Below are 18,521 nucleotides of genomic sequence, written 5' to 3' on the forward strand. Positions count from 1 at the left end.
AATTTTCCAGAACCGAGTCTCATGCTAGCAGCCCATGTAAAGACCCAGATCCGTGAGATCTACAAGGACATTGCCTCTGCACTGCCCAACTTCCGTTCCCGCCGGGAACAGAATTATATGGTGGCGGAGATCTCCAAGACACTTGCCGGTGAATACGACAAGCAGCGGCGCATCATGGTGATTGAAGCGGGAACAGGTATAGGTAAATCCCTGGCCTATATTCTGGGAACCATTCCCCTGGCGCTGGCCAGCAAGAAAAAAGTCTGTATTGCCACCGCGACAGTGGCGCTGCAGGAACAGTTGCTGCATAAAGATCTGCCGTTTTTTCTGCAACACTCCAAACTCAACTTCCGTTTCGGTCTGGTCAAAGGGCGTCAGCGTTACGTGTGCCTGGCTAAGCTTGAGATGTTGGTCGGTGATGGCAACGGCAGCCAGATGGCCATGTGGCAGACCAAGCCGGATACCTCACAGGTTGAGCAGTTGCAGGCGCTGCTCAAAGACTATCAGGATGGCCGCTGGAATGGTGAGATCGATACCCTCAAGACACCGCTGCCGGACCACCTGTGGCAACAGATAGCCTGTGACAAACACAGCTGTCATCGCCAACTGGCCAGTCACAGCCACTGCCCCTTCCACAAGGCCCGCGAAGATATTGACACCTGGGATGTGCTTATTGCCAACCATAGTTTGTTACTGGCCGACCTTGAGCTGGGTGGCGGTGTGATTCTGCCGGATCCGGAAGAAGTCTATTACGTTATCGACGAAGCCCATCACCTGCCGAATGTGGCCAGGGATTTCTCCAGCGCCCAGGCCACGCTCAGGGGCGCCTGTGATTGGCTGGAGAAAGTCAGCAAGACCACGGCCAAACTGCAAAACCAAATAAAGAGCAACAATATCATCGCCCCGGCGCAGGCGATGCTGGATCGCATCGAAGAATTAACCGGTCTGCTGAATCAGGTTGCCCACTACTGTGATACCCAACCCAAACTCTTTGCCAACCCGGAAAACCGCCTGCGGTTCGAACATGGCAAGCTGCCGGACGCCCTGTTGATTCAGGCGGAAAACCTGGCCACGGCCTCCAACGATGCCCTCAAGCAATTCAACAAGATGCAGGCTATCCTCAGCGAAAGCGTCAAGGATGGTGAATTGCCAAGGCATCAGGCGGAAGCCCTCTTGAGTGAAACCGGCTTTATGATGCAGCGCCTGGAAAACCTGCAAAAGCTCTGGAAAATGATGGCCAAGGAGGACAGTCCCAAAGGTGCCCCCACCGCCCGCTGGATTGAAGCCCTCAGCGGCAAGCAGCAGGACTACCTTTTCAGTGCATCGCCAATCGAAGTCGGCTATATGCTGGAACATATGTTGTGGGAAAAAGCCGCTGGCGTCGTGCTATGTAGCGCCACCCTCAGAGCGCTGAACCGCTTTGAGCATTTTGCCTATCAGGTTGGCCTGTCACTCAATGATGGCAGTCGCTACCTGGCGCTGCAATCTCCTTTCGATTTTGAAAACAACGCCACTCTCTACCTGCCGAAAATGCGCACCGAGCCAACCGAAGACGCCTACACAGAAGAACTCGCCAGCCAGATAAAGCAGTTGGTGGAGGGGGAAATGGCCACTCTGGTGCTGTTTGCCTCCTACTGGCAGATGGAAAAGGTGGCCGATCTACTGCGCAACAAGCTGGTATCCGAACCGCTGATCCAGGGCAGTGCCCCACGCCAGCACTTGCTCGAGCAGCATAAACAGAAATGTGACAAAGGCGAGCCCAGCATTATCTTTGGTACCGGCAGTTTTTCCGAGGGTCTCGACCTTCCCGGCGACTACCTGACCAACTTAATAGTGACCAAGCTGCCGTTTGCCGTGCCCACCTCGCCGGTAGAGCAGGCCCATGCAGAATATGTCAAAATGAAAGGCGGTAACCCGTTTTTACAATTGACTATTCCGGATGCGTCACGGAAACTCATCCAGAGTTGCGGCCGCCTGTTGCGAAAAGAGCAGGACTATGGCCGAATAACCATATTGGACAGGCGTTTGGTAACCAAAAGATACGGGTCGTCGCTGCTCGATGCCCTGCCGCCTTACCGCCGCGTTATCGAATGATGCGCTCAATCAGGATGTAAAGTGGATATTCTGCTCGAACCCAGCAGCTGGGCCATATTGGCCGCAGTCGGCCTGCTGGCCGGATTTATTGATGCCGTAGTCGGTGGCGGCGGCCTGCTGTCCATTCCCGCCTTGCTGACCGTGGGCATGCCGCCTCATCTGGCACTGGGGACCAATAAACTGGCGGCCTGCTTCGGCTCTTCCATGGCGGCATTTACCTACTACCGCAAGCAGTTGCTGACGCCAAAGTTCTGGCTGTTCGCCTTTATTGCCACCGCCGTAGGCGCCGTTATCGGCAGTATTGCCGTTTATCTCATCGATACCCGTTGGCTGGAAAAAATTCTGCCATTGCTTATTATCGCCATCGCGCTCTATTCGCTGTTTTCACCCGGAGCCATGGGCTGCAGCCAGTGTAAACCCGTCACCGAAACGCCGGCGAAATGTAAACAGATACTTCAGGGGCTGGGGCTTGGCGCCTATGACGGCTTTGCCGGCCCAGGCATTGGCGCCTTTTGGGCAGTCAGCTCGACCGCCCTTTACCGCCTGCCCTTCCTGCACAGCAGCGCCTTGGCCAGAGCGATGACTTTTGTCAGCAACATCACGGCATTGATGATTTTCCTGCTGCTAGGTAAGGTGCACCTTTTGGTAGGTGTGGTGATGGGCTTGTGTATGATGCTGGGTTCTTATATCGGCGCCCACTCGGCTATCCGCTTTGGAATGCCGTTTATCAGGCCACTCTTTATTGCTATCGTGGTGCTTATCGCCGCCAATCTAGCCTGGAGTGCCTGGTTTTGAACACCAACCAACTGGTACAACGCCTGCGGGAACAACTCAGGCAGTTGGAGCAGGAAGTGCTGCAACATGATGCCTCTTTGCCACCGGCGCAGCGCAAACTGCTGCAGGATACAGAACGCTTCAACAGCGAACTGTTTATTCAGCATGGTGCCCAACTCTATCCCTGCGTGGAACAGCTGCACAAGAGCATAGACCAGCTGGAAAAACAGTTACGCCATCAGTTGGCCCAACACACTATCGCCTTAAGCTGCGAACGTATTCAGGACAGGTTTGTCGCCCTGAAACGGGCCTTGGGAACCACAGGTCTCAACGCCAGGATCCAGAAGCTGCAGCAGGCCAGTAAACGGCAAAGCTACCAACAACGTCAGGGCCGCCGGCATCAGGAAAGTGGTTTTGGCTGGATAGCCGCAGGTGTTATGCAAAACAGCCATCAATTGTACGAAGAGCTGAACAAACATCTGAACTGGGCCAAAAAAATAGAACAAAAGATTGAACAATTGCAATCAAAGCTTGAAAACTGTCATAGTACTGACAAAATCCCCGTCCAGAATGACATCCTTTTGATGCATCGCCGCCTCGGTAAGTGCAGGCAGGCGATCAGCTATATTGAAGATCGCATTCAGGCATTTGAACGTCCGCATCAGAGTTACAATCGTTAAGGAGCAACAATGAAACTACGCTTGACCGCCTCGGCCCTACTGGCCCTGCTCAGCACTTCCTCGGTATTTGCGGCCAATCTGACCATCCCTATGTCTTTTGAGTATCTGGCACTGGATGGCAAGGAAATTGAAACCAGCAACTTCAACCACAAATCTGAGCTGGCACTGTCCGAAGGTGTCCACAAGATTGCCATTCGTTATCATGACATGATCGATGACGAGTTTTCCGACAGTCAGAGCTTCGTTAAGTCTTCTCCTTTCATTCTGACCCTGAAAGCCGAAGGCGACAACGAGTACATCCTCAAGCCTGCCGATGGTGACTACGTCAAGAAGCCCAAAGAGTTTGCCAAAACCCCTCAGGTCGTCATTACCCGCGCCGATAAGGGCCAGGTCAACTACCAGGTGGAACTGACTCAGCTGAAAGAAACCTCGTTCCTGTCACAACTGTTCAGCGGCAACAATGGCCCTGATGTTGAAACCGCTGCCGCAGCCGTAACCGCAGGCAACATGGCAGCCAGTCAACCGGTAGCACCTGTATCCAAACCATCACCCGTCAGCGCCATGACAATGCCAAGCAATGCTCCTCAAGCTGCCGGCCAAAATGGTGACAGTGCCGCCCACGCTCAGCAAATGCTGCAGTACTGGTGGTTACAGGCCGATGAAGCGACTCGCAAAGAGTTCATGAGCTGGGCCATCAAACAGCTCTGATAGATGATCCCTTTGGTATATCACGCCAGCTATTCCAGGCTGGCGTTACCATCCCGGCACAGATTTCCCATCAGCAAATATCAACGCCTGTTTGAGTACCTGTGCCAAACTCCATTTTCCGGGCAATTCAGCCTCTGTTCTCCAAAGCCTGCAAACCAAACTGCCCTAGCTTCTGTGCATTGCCCTCAATATGTTGCCGGGTTTATTCACAATCGACTGGATCCCAAGGCGATGCGCCGCATAGGTTTTCCCTGGAGCGAACATCTACTGACGCGGACACTGCACTCAGTCGCCGGTACCGAGCTTGCGGCGCGAAAAGCGTTCGAGCACGGCATAGCGCTGCATATCAGCGGCGGTTACCATCACGCTCACCAGGACTTTGGCAGCGGTTACTGTATTTTCAACGATCTGGTCTATAGTGCCAGACGCATGATAAACCAAGGACTGGCGGACAAGGTTCTGATTGTCGACTGCGATGTCCATCAAGGCGATGGTACAGCCACCATGACAGTCGGCGATGCGAATATCATCAGTTGCTCAATACACTGCCGGCAAAACTTCCCCGCCCGTAAAGCAGACTCTCACTATGATATCGAGCTTGAAAAAGGCGCTGGTGATGACGAGTACCTCTCAACGCTGGAGCAGATACTGCCTTTGCTGATCTTGACTCATAGACCGGATCTCATTCTTTATGACGCCGGAGTCGATGTGCATGCTGAAGATGAACTCGGCTTGCTGCAGCTCAGCCTTGAGGGCATATTCCGGCGGGATATGAGCGTATTGCGTCATGCCAGAGACGCTGCAATACCAATAGCCTGTGTCACGGGAGGCGGATACTGCAAAGACCCTCTACAATTAACACTCAGACACAGTCAGTTATTTCATGCCGCTGCTATGCTATATCGCTAAAGGCTACAAACCAAATGCTATAAACCAAGCGTAATGCAGCAAAACTTTGGGGAGCGTCACCTATGCAGTTAGAGATCCGCAACTACTACGAAGTGATGTTAATGGAAATCCTCGCTGAAGAGGGATTAATGGACGAGCTGCCGGTCGACTATGTGGCCGATCTGGCTTGTATCACGCTCAATCAACTACCAGTGCGCTACATTCACCATTTGGTAGACACCTATTTCTACGGTGACTATCAAGAGCAAGATAGAATGCGCAACGAAATCTACCAGGCATTAGAGAAATCACGGGCGTTTTTGAAATCCAAACTGCCCCCGAAACTGGAAACCGATCAGCAAGCGCAGGGGTAGCACAGGCCCAGTTATCAAGAAACACGGATAACTCTGGGTTTAAGCCTCACCTGCGGAAATAAAGTCACCGCTCTGCTGCTATTCTTTTACTTCTTGGCTGTCTTGTTTTGGCCTTAATGAGGTGGTAGCCAAGCCATCGCAGTCCATGTAGCCAGCTGTTTATACCAAACAAAAGTGTTAATGGTAGCCATTGGTGCTTCTTCGCTATAGAGGGGCCGCGCTTCTGGCGCATCAAATATCTTGTCAGGAGTAACAGAGATAGGGATGGAAATCGGCTTTAGCTAGACTCAAAGTGGACCACCTTGTGGACCCCTTAGGTACTTTCAGCGCTAACTATTTGAAAAGGTTTGGAATTGGAGGTTCCCCCAGAGCCACACCCCGGCACATGAGTCACTTGCTACGGTTGCTCCCTTCCGGGCCTGGCCGGGTTCACAAGTTATCATTGCGGGGGGACCCTGGGGTCACCACAGATTTGCAGCCTTGCTGCAACGCCGGGGATTATCCATCATGGCCCCGCCGGGATCAAGGGAAATTACTAAGGTTTGCCCTCTGTGGCATTCAAGTGAACATAAGATAAACAAAAACTTGTGTTTATCTCTGCCCTTCAAAGTACCAATAGATGTTTATTCTGCTCGACCAGTTTAGCGCCGATACCCGTGACTTGGGTCAACTCATCAATGGATTTGAATTTGCCTTGGCTGCTGCGATATTCAACAATCGCTTTGGCCTTGGCCTCACCTATCCCTTTCAGTAACTGCAGCTCCGATTCCGAAGCGGTATTAATGTTGATTTTATGAACCTGCGCTTGGCTGGCTTGCGGCGTTTGTGGGGTTTTGTCTTTAGTGGGCTCTCCGGCGTATAGGGGAGAACTCAGGGTGGCTGCAAGTAGCAAAGCATAGAATGGTGTTTTCATATAAGACTCCTGTCATTTGTTAAGGCCGGTATCCCTTTCCTTGGCCTTAAAGAAATGTAGACCAGCGCACGAATATTGCCAAATTATTGCAACTAGACATTAGTACAATAAGTTAATGTGACCAATGTCACCGTTTTAAACTTTCATTCTCTTTCAACAAAGTAAAGGCTGTGCTCCTTAGTTAACCGTTTGAAACAAAAAAACGCTCAAAGGCGATCAATTTAGGGTGATGCAACTCTCATATTTGCCGCTTTCGTGATAGATTCCTCATGCAAATGTAGTGGGCATGGTAGTTAACTTACCCAAGAAAGCCCTTTGCCAAATGTGAGCTATGCCCTAAATTGCTTGCCATAAAAACAAGACGAGGAAGTTGAGAATGTCTTTAGAACAAACGGAAAGCTTACCCCCTTCGCAGACAGAGAAGAGCACCCAACAACGTAACATGTTGATCTTGGCTGCAGATATCCTGCTGCTTTTTCTATTGCACAGCTTTTTACCTTTTGAACCCGGGGTAAATACCGGTCTGTCTATCTTGGTATTTGCCGCTGTGCTCTGGCTTACTGAAGCCATTCATCTGAGTATCACGGCGATACTCATTCCGGTTCTGGCGGTATTTTTCGGTGTGTTTGAAACCAAAGCTGCCATGAGCAACTTTGCCAATCCAATTATCTATTTGTTTTTTGGTGGCTTTGTATTGGCTGCTGCCCTGCACCATCAAAAAATCGATACCCTTATCGCCCAAAAGGTGCTGCTGGCTTCCAAAGGTAAACTCAGCATCGCCTGTATGATGTTGTTTGGGGTAACCGCATTGCTGTCTATGTGGATCAGCAACACGGCCACCGCGGCCATGATGTTGCCTCTGGCACTGGGGATCTTGCAGCAACTGGATAAAGAGAGCCAGCACAACACCTATGTCTTTATGCTGCTGGGTATCGCTTACTCGGCCAACATTGGTGGCATAGGCACTCTGGTAGGTAGTCCGCCAAACGCCATCGCCGCTGCCCAGGCCGGCTTGAGCTTCAGCGACTGGCTGGAGTTTGGCCTCTTGACCGTGGCTTTGATGTTGCCAACCATGCTTATCGCCCTTTATCTGTATTTCAAACCGGATCTGTCGGTGGAATGTAAACTGGATATCGAAGATCAAAAACTGAGTTTCCAGGGAAAACTGACTCTGCTTATTTTCCTGGCCACAGTTTGCTGCTGGATCTTCAGTCAGCCTCTATCGGCTGCCCTTGGCGGTATCAGCCAGTTTGACACCATAGTCGCTCTTTCTGCAGTGGTTTTGCTGGCAGGGCTTGGCTTGGTTGGTTGGAAGAAAATAGAAAAAACCACCGACTGGGGTGTGCTGATACTGTTCGGCGGCGGTCTGACCCTGAGTGCCGTACTGAAAGCCACGGGTACCAGCGTCTTCCTGGCCCACTGGATGACAGACATCTTCGGCAGTACCCATATGTCGCTGTTCGTGTTTGCGGTCATTTTCTTTGTGGTGATGCTGACCGAGTTTGCCAGTAACACCGCCAGTGCCGCCTTGCTGGTACCTGTGTTTGCCGCTATCGCCGAAGCATTGGGGCTATCGCCCGTAATGTTGTCGGTGCTCATAGGTATTTCGGCATCCTGCGCCTTTATGCTGCCGGTGGCCACGCCACCTAACGCCATAGTCTACGGCTCAGGCTACATAAAGCAGTCTGAAATGATGCGTGCCGGTATTATCATCAACTTCATCAGTATGTTGGTGCTCTATATCATAGCCCACACCTTCTGGGGCATTTGATTCTCTTAAGCCCGAAAAACAAGGCGAGCCATGCTCGCCTTGTCTCTTTTAACTGATCACTGTCAGTGCCTGCTCCAGATCGGCTATCAGGTCATCCACATCCTCAAGCCCGGCCGATATTCGCAGCAGGCTGTCGCCTATGCCGGCTTTAAGACGCGCCTCTTGGGTATAGGGTGAATGGGTCATGGACGCCGGGTGCTGAATAAGCGACTCACAATCCCCCAGACTCACGGCAATTTTGAACAATCCCAGTCGATTGACAAAAGCCATGGACTGCTCCAAATCGGCCTTCAGCTCAAACGCCAACACCCCACCGGCCCTGCGCATCTGCGAGCCGATAAACTGATGGCCCGGATGGGAAACCAACCCGGGATAATGTACCTTGGCCACGGCTTTATGGGATTCGAGATACTGCGCCAGGCGCTCGGCGTTATCGCAATGACGTTCGAGTCGTACCGAGAGGGTTTTCAGGCCTCGCAAAATCAACCAGGCATCGAAAGGTGATAGCACGGCGCCAATATCTTTTAGTTGTTGTTGCTTGATGGCCGTTATCGCCGCCTGTGAGCCACAGATGATACCGGCAATAACATCGCCGTGGCCATTGAGATACTTGGTGGCGCTGTGAACCACAAGATCGATTCCCAACTGCAGTGGCTGCTGCAGCAACGGTGTCATAAAGGTGTTGTCCACTATGCTGGTCAGTTGATGGCGCTTGGCGATAGCGGCTATGGCGCGGAGATCATACACGGCCAGATGCGGGTTCACCGGGGTTTCGCAAAAAATCACCCGAGTGTTGGGGCGTATAGCCGCCTCGACGGCCGCGAGATCGGCAAAATCCACCAGAGACACCTCAATACCGAAGCGGGCAAACTGCTCTGTCATTAATGAAAAAGTACAGCCATAGACGGCCGAGGAAGCCAGCAGGTGGTCGCCACAGCTCAAGTATGCCAGCAAGGCCGCCGATACCGCGCCCATGCCGGACGCGGCAGCAGCTGCTGCTTCAGCGCCTTCAAGCAGCGCCAGACGCCGCTCAAGCTCGGCAACCGTCGGGTTACCCAAGCGGGTATAGATATAGCCCTCTTCTTCACCGGCAAAGCGGCGACCACCGCTTTGGGCTGTATCAAAACAGAAGGTGGCACTCTGATATAAAGGCGACACCAATGCCCCGGAAGACTCGCCCGAGTGGCCACCATGAATAGCCAGTGTGGCTGAGTGCAGTGCTTTTGGCTGCTTGTGTTGCATGCTTAACTCCCCATGTCAGTCCGCCCATCCCTTATATTGTTATTCGGCTTATCGCCCGGGATGATTCAGTTGTCCTGGCACCAACATACTGAGTCAGCAAGACTTGCCCAAATCGGCAAGCAAAAATCATTACTCCTTGGTTGTAAAATCTTTGTTACGTTCAGTTTTTCTGGCCAGCACTGAGGCGGAAAAATCCTTCAGTTCCAATAGTAGTTCTTTGTGGATCCGCGACAGTTTGGGCTTGCTGGCACTGGAAAATGCCAGCGGCCGACAAAGCGCCATCGCCTGATAGCCAAGTCTCGCCGTCAACAAACCGCCCCCCAGCCCCTGACCAAGCCGCGCCGAAAGCTTGCCGGACATCTCTACCGACAGCAATTGGGTACCCAAGTCGGTGGCAAGCTCTGTGGTGCCGGCATAGAGAATATTGACCAGGATCCCGCGGATCAGCCGAATACGGCTCCAATAACCCAGCTCTACCCCATAACAGCGAGCGATATCCTGGATCATCTTCTGATTACGCCAGAGGATCAGCGCCATATCCAGGACCGCCAGCGGGCTGGCCGCCAGCAATAGGGCCGATTCGGCCGCATAACGGCGCACCAGCTTCATACCAACCTTGTCGCGCTCGGTCAGCACTACCTGATCAAACAGCTGCAACTGCTCGGCATCATTCTGCTCCGGATTCAGCAGCGTCTGCAGCCTGTCCTGCTCTGGCCCCTTGGGCATCTGCTTGCAAATACCATAGATAAAATCGCGCGCTTCGCCCATCTGCATACTGCCGAGCAGGCGTTGCCCGGTTTGCTGGGTATCTTCCACCTGGCGCAGGCGTTTGAGTTTGCGCCATTCCCCGAAACAAAGCTTACCTACCCAGGCCAGCACCAAAGCGAGCACCAGGCTGTAAAAACCAAACAGCCAAGGGCTGTCGCGCCAGGCATCGACAAGACCGAGCAGTGTCTGCACTACGACCGCCGCCATCACGCCCAACAGAGCCAAGCGCGCCAACCAGGACCAGCGTTTGGGCTTGAGGGAGATGAGTTCATCCGCCTTGGGCTGTGCACTCAGCACTTGTTCCAGTTCGGCTTCTGTGGGGTATTCAACAAAGTCATCGCCTTGGAAATCCTTGGCCGCGGCCAATTCGGCGGCGGATTCCGGCTGATGACTGAAAATTCTCTGCGGCGCCAACTCTGTGGGTTGCGCTTCATCAGCGTGACTGCCATTGCCGGCAGCATTATCAACATGCTTTTCTGAACTGTGTTTTGCCACGACTTACCTCAACTTGTCGCCCAAAAGAAACTCCAGCAGATGATCGAGCCGGATATGTTCATAGCCTAGTTCTGGTTGGCTGTCGGGCGGCGCAAACTCACAGAAATGAAATCCCTGCCTTTGCCAAAACGCTTGCTCAGGCAAGGCTCTGGGCACCTCACCCGGATACAGGGTCACCTTCTGGCCATCGCTCATGCGTCGGCCACAGACCACTTCCACCTCCACGCCATCGGCATCTTTGACCATACCGTGACGGGTCGCCTTGATGGCGCTGATGGCCATGGTTTCCACCCGACTGCCGGCAAATCCGGCCTGTTGCCGACTGGGCGCCAACATGGCGCTGAGCAGTGACAACACATTGCCCTGCTGATCCCGGGTCACCTGATCGACTTTACTGGCGGCAAACAGCAGAGTATCTATTCTGGGGGCAAACAGACGTCGCAACAGACTGGACTGGCCATACTGGAAGCTGGCACAAATGGCATTGAGTGCTTCGGCCATATCTTCAAACTGCGCCTTGCCACGATTAAGGGCGCTGAAGCAATCCACCAGAATTAACTGACGGTCGAAACCGGCAAAATACTCCTGATAGAAGGGCTTGACCACTTTGGCCAGATATTGCAGATATCTGTGCCTGAGCACCTGATAATTGCTGCGACGTCCGGCCGATGCCAGTTGCTGCTTATCTTGGAGTTGCTCGGGTAACAGGGGGAAAAAAGCCAAAATTGGCGTACCGGCCAGCTCTCCGGGAAGCAACATTCGCCCCGGCTGGGCTTGATAAACCCCCTGTTGTTGCACCAGATCCAGCAGCAATAACCGATAACTTTCGGCAATGGCGGCCAGCGCCTGATCGTCGGCATCGGCGTACAAATCCAGCGCCGCCAGCGCCGCAGCAAACTTAGGATAGAGAGGCGAGGATTCCAGGATTGATTGCCGGGCAAAGCGGGTTTCGGACCAGCGGTTAAAGTCCTGGCTCAACATGGGTAAGTCCAGCAGCCACTCCCCGGGATAATCGACTATGTCGAGATGCAGTTTGGCGCTGTCGGCCAGTTTTGCCAGCATCCCTTTGGTAGGCACATATTTGAGCGTCAGCCGCAGCTCACTGATACTGCGGGTCGATGCCGGCCAACTGGGCTTGGCTGCGGTCAAGCTGGCAATTGCAGCATCAAAGTCAAAACTGGCTATGGTCAAATCCGGCTGCAGCTCCCGCCTTACCCCGAGTAAACGTCCGTCGCGGCACACCTGAAATAGGGGTAAGCCACTGCCATCAGCCTCAGTGCCGGCGCGCAGCAGTCGATCCACCAGCGCGGTAATGAAGGCCGTCTTGCCGGCGCCGGAAAGGCCGGTAACCGCCAACCTAAGATGCCTATCTGTGGTGCGCTGTGCCAACTCGCGGGTTTTGTGTTTGAGTTTGCCGAACTTTTGCCTGACGCTTGCCATAATTCTCCTGATACAAACAAACGGGGCGGTAAGCACCGCCCCTTTGAACAAGGATTTATAGGTTATTGATCTGTCTTTTCAACTCGAACTGCTCAGAGGTGACATGTTGTTCGAGTGCCCTAAGCCTATGCTCCAGTGATTGAAAGCGATTGCTTACATCTCTGAGCGCCTGTTTGGCGGGCTCCCCGGCTTGCCAGACCTTTTTCTTGACCCCAATGTCCTTATGGGTGTCTTTGGCTGTCCAAGGTTTGACATCCAGTATCATCCACAGCAGCAAATAGATGATAACCACTATGCCTGAGCCACCGAGCAGGAAGATGGAAGCTGCCACCACCCGAACCAACCAAGGTTCCAGATTAAAGTACTCGGCTACCCCGGCACAGACCCCGGCTATCTTCCTTTGCTGGGGAATGCGGTAAAGAGTACGCTTGCCTGATTCAGTCATGACGTTGCCTCCATTCCGGGGACTCGGCATCCAGGATGGCTTCCAGCGTTTCAATCCTTTGGCCCATCTTGTCAGCTGTGTCTATCAAGTCGTTAAGCTGTTTGAACTCTGCTTCGGTAAGCCCCTGGCTCACCTGACGTTTACTGCGGTAATGCAGAATCAACCAGATTGGCGCCACAAAGATCATGAAGATAATCAGGGGTGCCAGCAGTAAGTCCATATCCATAAATCACCTCTGAGTCTGTATTATTTTTTGGTTTTGGCGCTATCGCCTTTCACCTTGGCCTTCAAGGCTTCCAGCTCGGCGCTGACAGAGTCTTCGGCCTTGAGTGCCGCAAATTCCTCTTCCAGACTGGACTTTTTGCCACCCAGATCATAGGACTCAACTTCAGCTTCCAGCCCTTCGATGCGACGCTCATACTGTTCAAACTTGAGCATGGCGTTGTCAATTTTGCTGGAATCCAGCTGCTTTTTCACTTCCAGGCGTGAAGAAGCGGTTTGCTTGCGCATTATGATAGTCTTCTGGCGTGCCTTGGCATCGGCCAGCTTTTCCTGCAGTTGACCCACTTCCTCTTTCAGGCGGGCAATATGCTCTTCAACTACCTCGAGCTCTTGCTCCAGAGTCTGCGCCAGGGTAGCGGCTTTTTGCTTTTCAACCAGCGCGGCCTTGGCCAGGTCTTCCCTGTCTTTGGTCAGTGCCAGTTCGGCCTTTTCCTGCCAATCCTGCACCTGAAGCTGCACTTTGCCAATACGGCGGAGCAACTCTTTCTTCTCTGCCAATACTTTAGCCGAAGTAGAACGCACTTCAACCAGGGTATCTTCCATTTCCTGAATGATCAGGCGCACCATTTTTTCCGGATCTTCCGCCTTGTCCAGCAAGGCACTGATGTTGGCATTAATGATGTCGGCAAAACGTGTGAAAATTCCCATAATCCTGTCCTCTACATTTATTGTGGGTCTCGGCTCTTGTAATACAGATCCCGTGCCAACTTTTAAACACCATTTAAAATCAATAGGTTAATATAAATTTTAACTTTCTCTTTATTTATTTAACCTACCCGCATATTATGATTTTCACCAATTATTAGCGTTAAAGACTAACTGTTATCGTGGCCAATCCCTATCAGCAAGACAATCTTATCGGTCAATCCAATGCCCTGTTGGAGGTGTTGGAGCACGTTTCCCAAATCGCACCACTGTCCAAACCTGTGCTTATCATAGGTGAGCGGGGGACGGGTAAAGAGCTGATCGCCGAACGTCTGCACTATCTTTCCCAACGCTGGGATCAGAGTTTTATCAAACTCAATTGTTCCTCTCTGAGTGAAAATCTACTGGAAAGTGAACTGTTTGGCCATGAGTCCGGCGCATTTACCGGCGCCAAGGGGCGTCATGAAGGCCGCTTCGAGCGCGCCGACGGCGGCACCCTGTTTCTCGATGAGCTGGCCAATACGTCCGGCCTCATTCAGGAGAAGCTGCTGCGGGTCATAGAATATGGTGAATATGAAAGGGTGGGCGGCAGCAAGACCCTCAATGCCGATGTCCGCCTAATCTGCGCCGCCAATGAAGACTTACCCAGTCTGGCGGAAGCCGGCGAGTTTCGAGCCGATCTGCTCGACCGTTTGGCGTTCGATGTGATCACCCTGCCGCCGCTGCGCTGCCGCCGGGAAGATATTTTGCCATTGGCCGAATACTTTGCCGTGGGCATGGCGCGTCAGCTCAAGCTGGAGCTGTTTACCGGTTTTGCCACCGAAGCCGTGGCGACCATGATGGATCACAGCTGGCCGGGTAATATTCGGGAGCTAAAAAACGCCATAGAGCGCAGCGTCTATCGCCATGGTCATAACCCCGAACCGATTGAGAACATAGTGCTCGACCCTTTTGCCTCGCCCTACCGGCCCACCAAGCGGGTCAAGACTCATAGTCGCCAGCTGGCGACCGCTGAAGTTGGCAATGAAGTCCTTGCCAGCAGTGCCGCCGCACCGACGAGCGATAGCCCGGAACCTTCGGCAAACCAGATACAGTTCCCGGTGGACTTCAAACAGTGCTGTGAAGACTTCGAGACCGACCTTATTCAACGTGCGCTCAGTGCCAGCCAGTTCAATCAAAAGAAAACCGCAGAGCTACTGGGACTTAGCTACCATCAGCTCAGAGGCATACTGAAAAAATACAATTTGCTCGATAAGGCATAAGCCGATTGCCCAGGTAACGGCTGCACTGCTAAAATGTTCGGTCAACATCTGAATAACTAACGATTTTGCAATGAATCTGCTGACGTTACGCCCCGGGCAAGACTCTGATGCAATGGCGCAAGTCTCCAGGAGCAAGCTCTACGGAGATCTTGTGGCAGGGCGTTTATTCCGCTCATGCCGGCGCCTGAAGCTGACCGGGAGCATACTGACCGGCCTGGCTCTGACAATGCTGCTTGGCGGCTGTGGTCAACAGAAAGTGCCCTCCGGCCTGGTATACTGCTCCGAGGGCAATCCCGAGTCGTTCAACCCGCAGCTGGTGACCTCGGGAACCACAATCGATGCCACCTCGCACCAAATTTATAGCCGCCTGGTGGATTATGATCCCGAGAGCGGTGATATCATTCCGGCACTGGCAACCGAGTGGCAGATAAGCGAAGACGGCCTCAGTTATGAGTTTGAGCTGCGCCAGGGTACCCAGTTTCACGATCTGTCCTACTTTCACCCCAGTCGGCATTTCAATGCAGATGATGTGCTGTTCAGTTTCAATCGCATCATAGACAAGCAGCACCCTTTCCATGAGGTAGCTCAGGGCGGTTACCCCTTCTTCCAAAGCATAGGTTTTGCCGGGCTGATAAAATCCATCAGCAAACAAGGCGAATATCGAGTCAGATTTGAACTCACCCAGCCCGATGCCTCATTCCTTTCCAACCTGGCCACCGACTTTGCGGTGATCCTCTCCAAAGAGTATGCCGATCAGCTTCTTGCCCAAGGCAGCCCGCAGCAGTTGGATAACCAGCCGATAGGAACAGGCCCCTTTATGCTGGTGCAATACGTTAAAAATGAATATATCCGCTACCGGCGCCACCCAGGTTACTGGGGCAATATGCCGCAGTCTGAAATGCTGGTGTTCGATATCACACCGCGAAGCACTACCCGCCTGGCCAAGCTGATCACCGGTGATTGCAGCGTCTCGGCCTTGCCCAAGGCCGGTGAGTTGCCGGTTATTGAGCAGCACGACAACCTGGTTTTGGAAAGCCGCCCCGGGATGAATGTGGCCTATTGGGCCTTCAATACCCAAAAGCCGCCGTTCAATGATGTCAGGGTCAGACGGGCGCTGGCCTACGCCATCGACAAGCAAAACCTGCTAAGGGCCGTTTATCAGGACACAGCCGTCGAGGCAACCGGTATTCTGCCGCCCTCCTCCTGGGCCTATTCCGATTCGGCCAAGAGTTATGAATATGCCCCTGACAAAGCCAGAGCGCTGTTGGATGAAGCCGGCATAGATAAACTGGAGCTGGATATCTGGGCTATGCCTGTGGCTCGAATATACAACCCCAATGCGCTGAAGACCGCCGAGCTGATCCAGGCCGATTTGGCGACCATAGGTGTCAAGGTCAATATCGTCAACTACGATTGGAGTGTCTTCACCCAAAAACTGGCACGCAGTGATTATGACTCGGTACTCATCGGCTGGAACGCCGACAACAGCGATCCGGATAACTTCTTTACCCCCTTGCTCAGTTGTGGCTCTATCGCCTCCAACAACAACCGTTCCCGCTGGTGTAACCCCAGGTTTGACGCCCTGCTCAACCAGGCCAGAAGCGTGACCGACAGAGAAAGCCGAAGTTTGCTGTACCACCAGGCCGAGGCGATTCTGGCACAGGATATGCCGTTGGTGAGCCTGGCTCATGCCAAACGTATGGCACTGAAAAATGCCAGCGTGACCGAAACCAGCCTCACGCCTTTTGGCGGCATCGCCTTTGCCAACATAGGCCACGGCAACAAACCGGCTGTTGAGAAAAAAACATCGCCCGCCAAGGAGCAAAACTGATGGCTGCTTATCTGCTGCGCAGGCTTAATCTCTTTGTCGCCACCTCACTCATCCTTATCTGTGTACTCTTCTACGCCACCAGTTTGTTTCCGGTGGACCGCATCTATGCCCTGACCGGGATCCAGGCCCCGAGTGATGCCCAGGAGGCACAAATCATCGCCGACTATCATCTCGATGGCGGCTCCTTTTCTCAGTTTATTGGCTACTTGGGGCAGAGACTCAGTGGCGATCTCGGCATTTCTGTGACCTCTCAAAGACCGGTGGCAGAAGAGCTGTTGGCGGTACTGCCGGCGTCTTTCGAACTGGCGACTGTATCCGGTTTGTTTGCCATCATCTTCGGGGTGCCGCTGGGGGTGTTGGCCTCGCTGAGTAAACAGAAACTGACCCAAAACGCCATCATGGCGGTGACACTGACAGGTTACTCGATTCCGGTATTCTGGCTCGGGCTGTCCCTGTCGCTCTGGTTCGGGGTCAGACTGGGTTGGCTGCCAATTTCCGGGCAGATAAACCTGCTCTATGAGATCAAGCCTGTGACCGGTTTTATGCTGATAGATACCCTGCTGTCCGACTCGCAATACCGCTTATCCGCCTTTAAGGATGCCGCCTTGCACATTATCCTGCCGGCGCTGACCTTGTCTGTGTTGCCCTTTACCGTAGTGGTACGTATTACCCGCTCGGCGATGATGAATGTGATGAACCAGACCTATATCCGTGCCGCCGAGGCCAGAGGCCTGCCCACGGGTAAAATCGTGTTGCGCCACGCCCTGCCCAATGCCTTGATCCCCCTGCTCAAGCACCTGGGACTTATGCTGGGGCCATTTGCCAGCTATGCCATAGTGGTGGAAGTGATCTTCAGCTGGCCCGGGGTCGGCTCCTGGCTGGTATCAGGTATCTACCAACGGGATTACACTGTGATCCAGGGCGGCACACTGGCGGTAGCGCTGCTGATTATCTTTCTGAGTATTCTGATTGAAGTGCTGCACACAGCCACCAATCCGCTCAGCAGGAAGGAACTCTATGCCTCAAATTAAGATTTATCAGGAAGACGATATTCCATCCCCCAGCCTCAAGCTCTGGCGTACCTTTGCCGCCAATCCTTTTGCGCTTGCTGGGCTCTGGGGCGTGCTCTGCCTGCTGATCCTGACAATGTTCGGGCCCATGATTGCCCCTTACCCGGCCGATTTTCAAGATCCCAACGCCCTGTTACTGCCACCATCCTGGGACGATCTCGGCACGGTTGAGCACTTTCTCGGTACAGACGATCTCGGCCGGGATATCTTTTCCCGCCTGCTGCACGGCACCAGTTACACCTTCGGCATGGCACTGGCGATTGTCGCCACCGCACTCCTGGTGGGTTTTATCATAGGTTCATTCTCGGGGATGATGCGCGGCCTCAAGTCCAGTATCCTAGGGCATCTGCTCGATGCCTTACTGTCGATTCCATCACTCTTGATGGCTATTCTGGTGGTGGCGGTAATGGGCCCCGGGCTGATGAACGTATTCTGGGCCGTGGGTATCGCGCTCACGCCTCAGTTTGTTCGCGCCATACATCAAGCCGTGCATGAAGAGTTGCAAAAAGAATATGTCACCGCCGCCAAGTTGGATGGCGCCAATGGTCTGCAGATATTCTGGTTTGTGATTATGCCCAATGTCTGGGAGACTGTGATTATTCAAACAACGCTGGCAATATCGGCGGCCATTTTGGATATCGCCGCGCTGGGTTTCCTCAATCTCGGTGCCCAGGCGCCCAAATCCGAATGGGGTGCCATGGTATTCCAGGGCCTGGATAACCTGCTGACCGCTCCCTGGACAGTGACCATTCCGGGAGCCGCTATCCTGCTGAGTGTGTTGGCCGTCAACCTGGTCGGCGATGGACTGAGATCGGCGCTTGCGCCCATCAGAAACTGAT

Annotated in this window: 18 protein-coding genes and 1 other RNA gene; 11 read left to right on the forward strand and 8 right to left on the reverse strand. The window is 53.2% G+C overall.

Annotated elements, in window-relative coordinates; all coding sequences use genetic code 11:
* Positions 1-21 precede the first annotated feature (21 nt).
* The 6 genes from dinG (at position 22) to ON072_RS05880 (ending at position 5,518) form a co-directional block, all read left to right on the forward strand.
* Positions 22-2,094 (forward strand): ATP-dependent DNA helicase DinG, encoded by a 2,073-nt coding sequence (gene dinG, locus ON072_RS05855; RefSeq protein ID WP_208137191.1) that lies wholly within the window; start codon positions 22-24, stop codon positions 2,092-2,094.
* Between the two features lie 21 nt (positions 2,095-2,115).
* On the forward strand, positions 2,116-2,889 hold the full coding sequence (locus ON072_RS05860; RefSeq protein WP_144133734.1) for a TSUP family transporter: 774 nt from the start codon (positions 2,116-2,118) through the stop codon (positions 2,887-2,889).
* Positions 2,886-3,548 (forward strand): primosomal replication protein, encoded by a 663-nt coding sequence (locus ON072_RS05865; RefSeq protein WP_025011232.1) that lies wholly within the window; start codon positions 2,886-2,888, stop codon positions 3,546-3,548. The genes ON072_RS05860 and ON072_RS05865 overlap by 4 nt, the downstream gene beginning before the upstream one ends.
* Before the next feature lie 9 nt (positions 3,549-3,557).
* Positions 3,558-4,256, forward strand: a complete 699-nt coding sequence (locus ON072_RS05870; RefSeq protein WP_025011231.1) for a DUF2057 domain-containing protein — start codon at positions 3,558-3,560, stop codon at positions 4,254-4,256.
* 3 nt (positions 4,257-4,259) lie between these two features.
* On the forward strand, positions 4,260-5,165 hold the full coding sequence (locus tag ON072_RS05875) for a histone deacetylase family protein (RefSeq protein WP_025011230.1): 906 nt from the start codon (positions 4,260-4,262) through the stop codon (positions 5,163-5,165).
* Positions 5,166-5,227: 62 nt separating this feature from the next.
* Positions 5,228-5,518 carry a late competence development ComFB family protein gene (locus ON072_RS05880; RefSeq protein ID WP_093982738.1) on the forward strand — a complete coding sequence of 97 codons (291 nt, stop codon included), beginning with the start codon at positions 5,228-5,230 and terminating at the stop codon, positions 5,516-5,518.
* A gap of 362 nt (positions 5,519-5,880) precedes the next feature.
* Here the strand turns inward: ON072_RS05880 and ffs are convergent.
* Positions 5,881-5,977, reverse strand: an RNA gene (ffs, locus tag ON072_RS05885) — signal recognition particle sRNA small type.
* Positions 5,978-6,122: 145 nt separating this feature from the next.
* Positions 6,123-6,431 (reverse strand): ComEA family DNA-binding protein, encoded by a 309-nt coding sequence (locus ON072_RS05890; RefSeq protein WP_025887151.1) that lies wholly within the window; start codon positions 6,429-6,431, stop codon positions 6,123-6,125.
* A 376-nt stretch (positions 6,432-6,807) separates the two neighbouring features.
* On the opposite strand from ON072_RS05890, the gene ON072_RS05895 reads away from it, so the two are divergent.
* Positions 6,808-8,202 carry a DASS family sodium-coupled anion symporter gene (locus ON072_RS05895; RefSeq protein WP_025887150.1) on the forward strand — a complete coding sequence of 465 codons (1,395 nt, stop codon included), beginning with the start codon at positions 6,808-6,810 and terminating at the stop codon, positions 8,200-8,202.
* 48 nt (positions 8,203-8,250) lie between these two features.
* On the opposite strand, the gene ON072_RS05900 is transcribed toward ON072_RS05895, so the two are convergent.
* The 6 genes from ON072_RS05900 to pspA form a co-directional block, all read right to left on the reverse strand.
* On the reverse strand, positions 8,251-9,444 hold the full coding sequence (locus ON072_RS05900) for a trans-sulfuration enzyme family protein (protein WP_219012888.1): 1,194 nt from the start codon (positions 9,442-9,444) through the stop codon (positions 8,251-8,253).
* A gap of 129 nt (positions 9,445-9,573) precedes the next feature.
* A complete protein-coding gene (locus ON072_RS05905; protein WP_144216589.1) occupies positions 9,574-10,707 on the reverse strand; it encodes a TIGR01620 family protein in 1,134 nt (377 codons plus the stop codon).
* 3 nt (positions 10,708-10,710) lie between these two features.
* On the reverse strand, positions 10,711-12,147 hold the full coding sequence (locus ON072_RS05910; RefSeq protein ID WP_261752951.1) for a YcjX family protein: 1,437 nt from the start codon (positions 12,145-12,147) through the stop codon (positions 10,711-10,713).
* A gap of 55 nt (positions 12,148-12,202) precedes the next feature.
* On the reverse strand, positions 12,203-12,592 hold the full coding sequence (gene pspC / locus ON072_RS05915; protein WP_025887147.1) for an envelope stress response membrane protein PspC: 390 nt from the start codon (positions 12,590-12,592) through the stop codon (positions 12,203-12,205).
* Positions 12,585-12,818: an envelope stress response membrane protein PspB gene (gene pspB / locus ON072_RS05920; protein ID WP_025011223.1), complete on the reverse strand. Its 234-nt coding sequence runs from the start codon at positions 12,816-12,818 to the stop codon at positions 12,585-12,587. Before pspB ends, pspC begins: the two co-directional genes overlap by 8 nt.
* 20 nt (positions 12,819-12,838) lie before the next feature.
* Complete coding sequence (gene pspA / locus ON072_RS05925; RefSeq protein ID WP_025887146.1) at positions 12,839-13,522, reverse strand: phage shock protein PspA; 684 nt, start codon at positions 13,520-13,522, stop codon at positions 12,839-12,841.
* A 179-nt stretch (positions 13,523-13,701) separates the two neighbouring features.
* Between pspA and pspF the strand changes: the two genes are divergently transcribed.
* The 4 genes from pspF to ON072_RS05945 all read left to right on the forward strand — a co-directional run bounded on the left by pspF (position 13,702) and on the right by ON072_RS05945 (position 18,520).
* Positions 13,702-14,781, forward strand: a complete 1,080-nt coding sequence (gene pspF / locus ON072_RS05930) for a phage shock protein operon transcriptional activator (RefSeq protein ID WP_044734746.1) — start codon at positions 13,702-13,704, stop codon at positions 14,779-14,781.
* A gap of 226 nt (positions 14,782-15,007) precedes the next feature.
* A complete protein-coding gene (locus ON072_RS05935) occupies positions 15,008-16,612 on the forward strand; it encodes an ABC transporter substrate-binding protein (RefSeq protein ID WP_257623233.1) in 1,605 nt (534 codons plus the stop codon).
* Positions 16,612-17,643, forward strand: a complete 1,032-nt coding sequence (locus tag ON072_RS05940; RefSeq protein WP_025011221.1) for an ABC transporter permease — start codon at positions 16,612-16,614, stop codon at positions 17,641-17,643. Before ON072_RS05935 ends, ON072_RS05940 begins: the two co-directional genes overlap by 1 nt.
* The gene (locus ON072_RS05945; RefSeq protein ID WP_028780445.1) at positions 17,630-18,520 is read left to right on the forward strand and encodes an ABC transporter permease subunit; all 891 of its coding nucleotides are present in this window, start codon (positions 17,630-17,632) and stop codon (positions 18,518-18,520) included. The genes ON072_RS05940 and ON072_RS05945 overlap by 14 nt, the downstream gene beginning before the upstream one ends.
* The last annotated feature ends 1 nt before the right edge of the window (position 18,521 follow it).

It is taken from the genome of Shewanella sp. K8 (assembly GCF_028823715.1).
Classification (GTDB): domain Bacteria; phylum Pseudomonadota; class Gammaproteobacteria; order Enterobacterales; family Shewanellaceae; genus Shewanella; species Shewanella algae.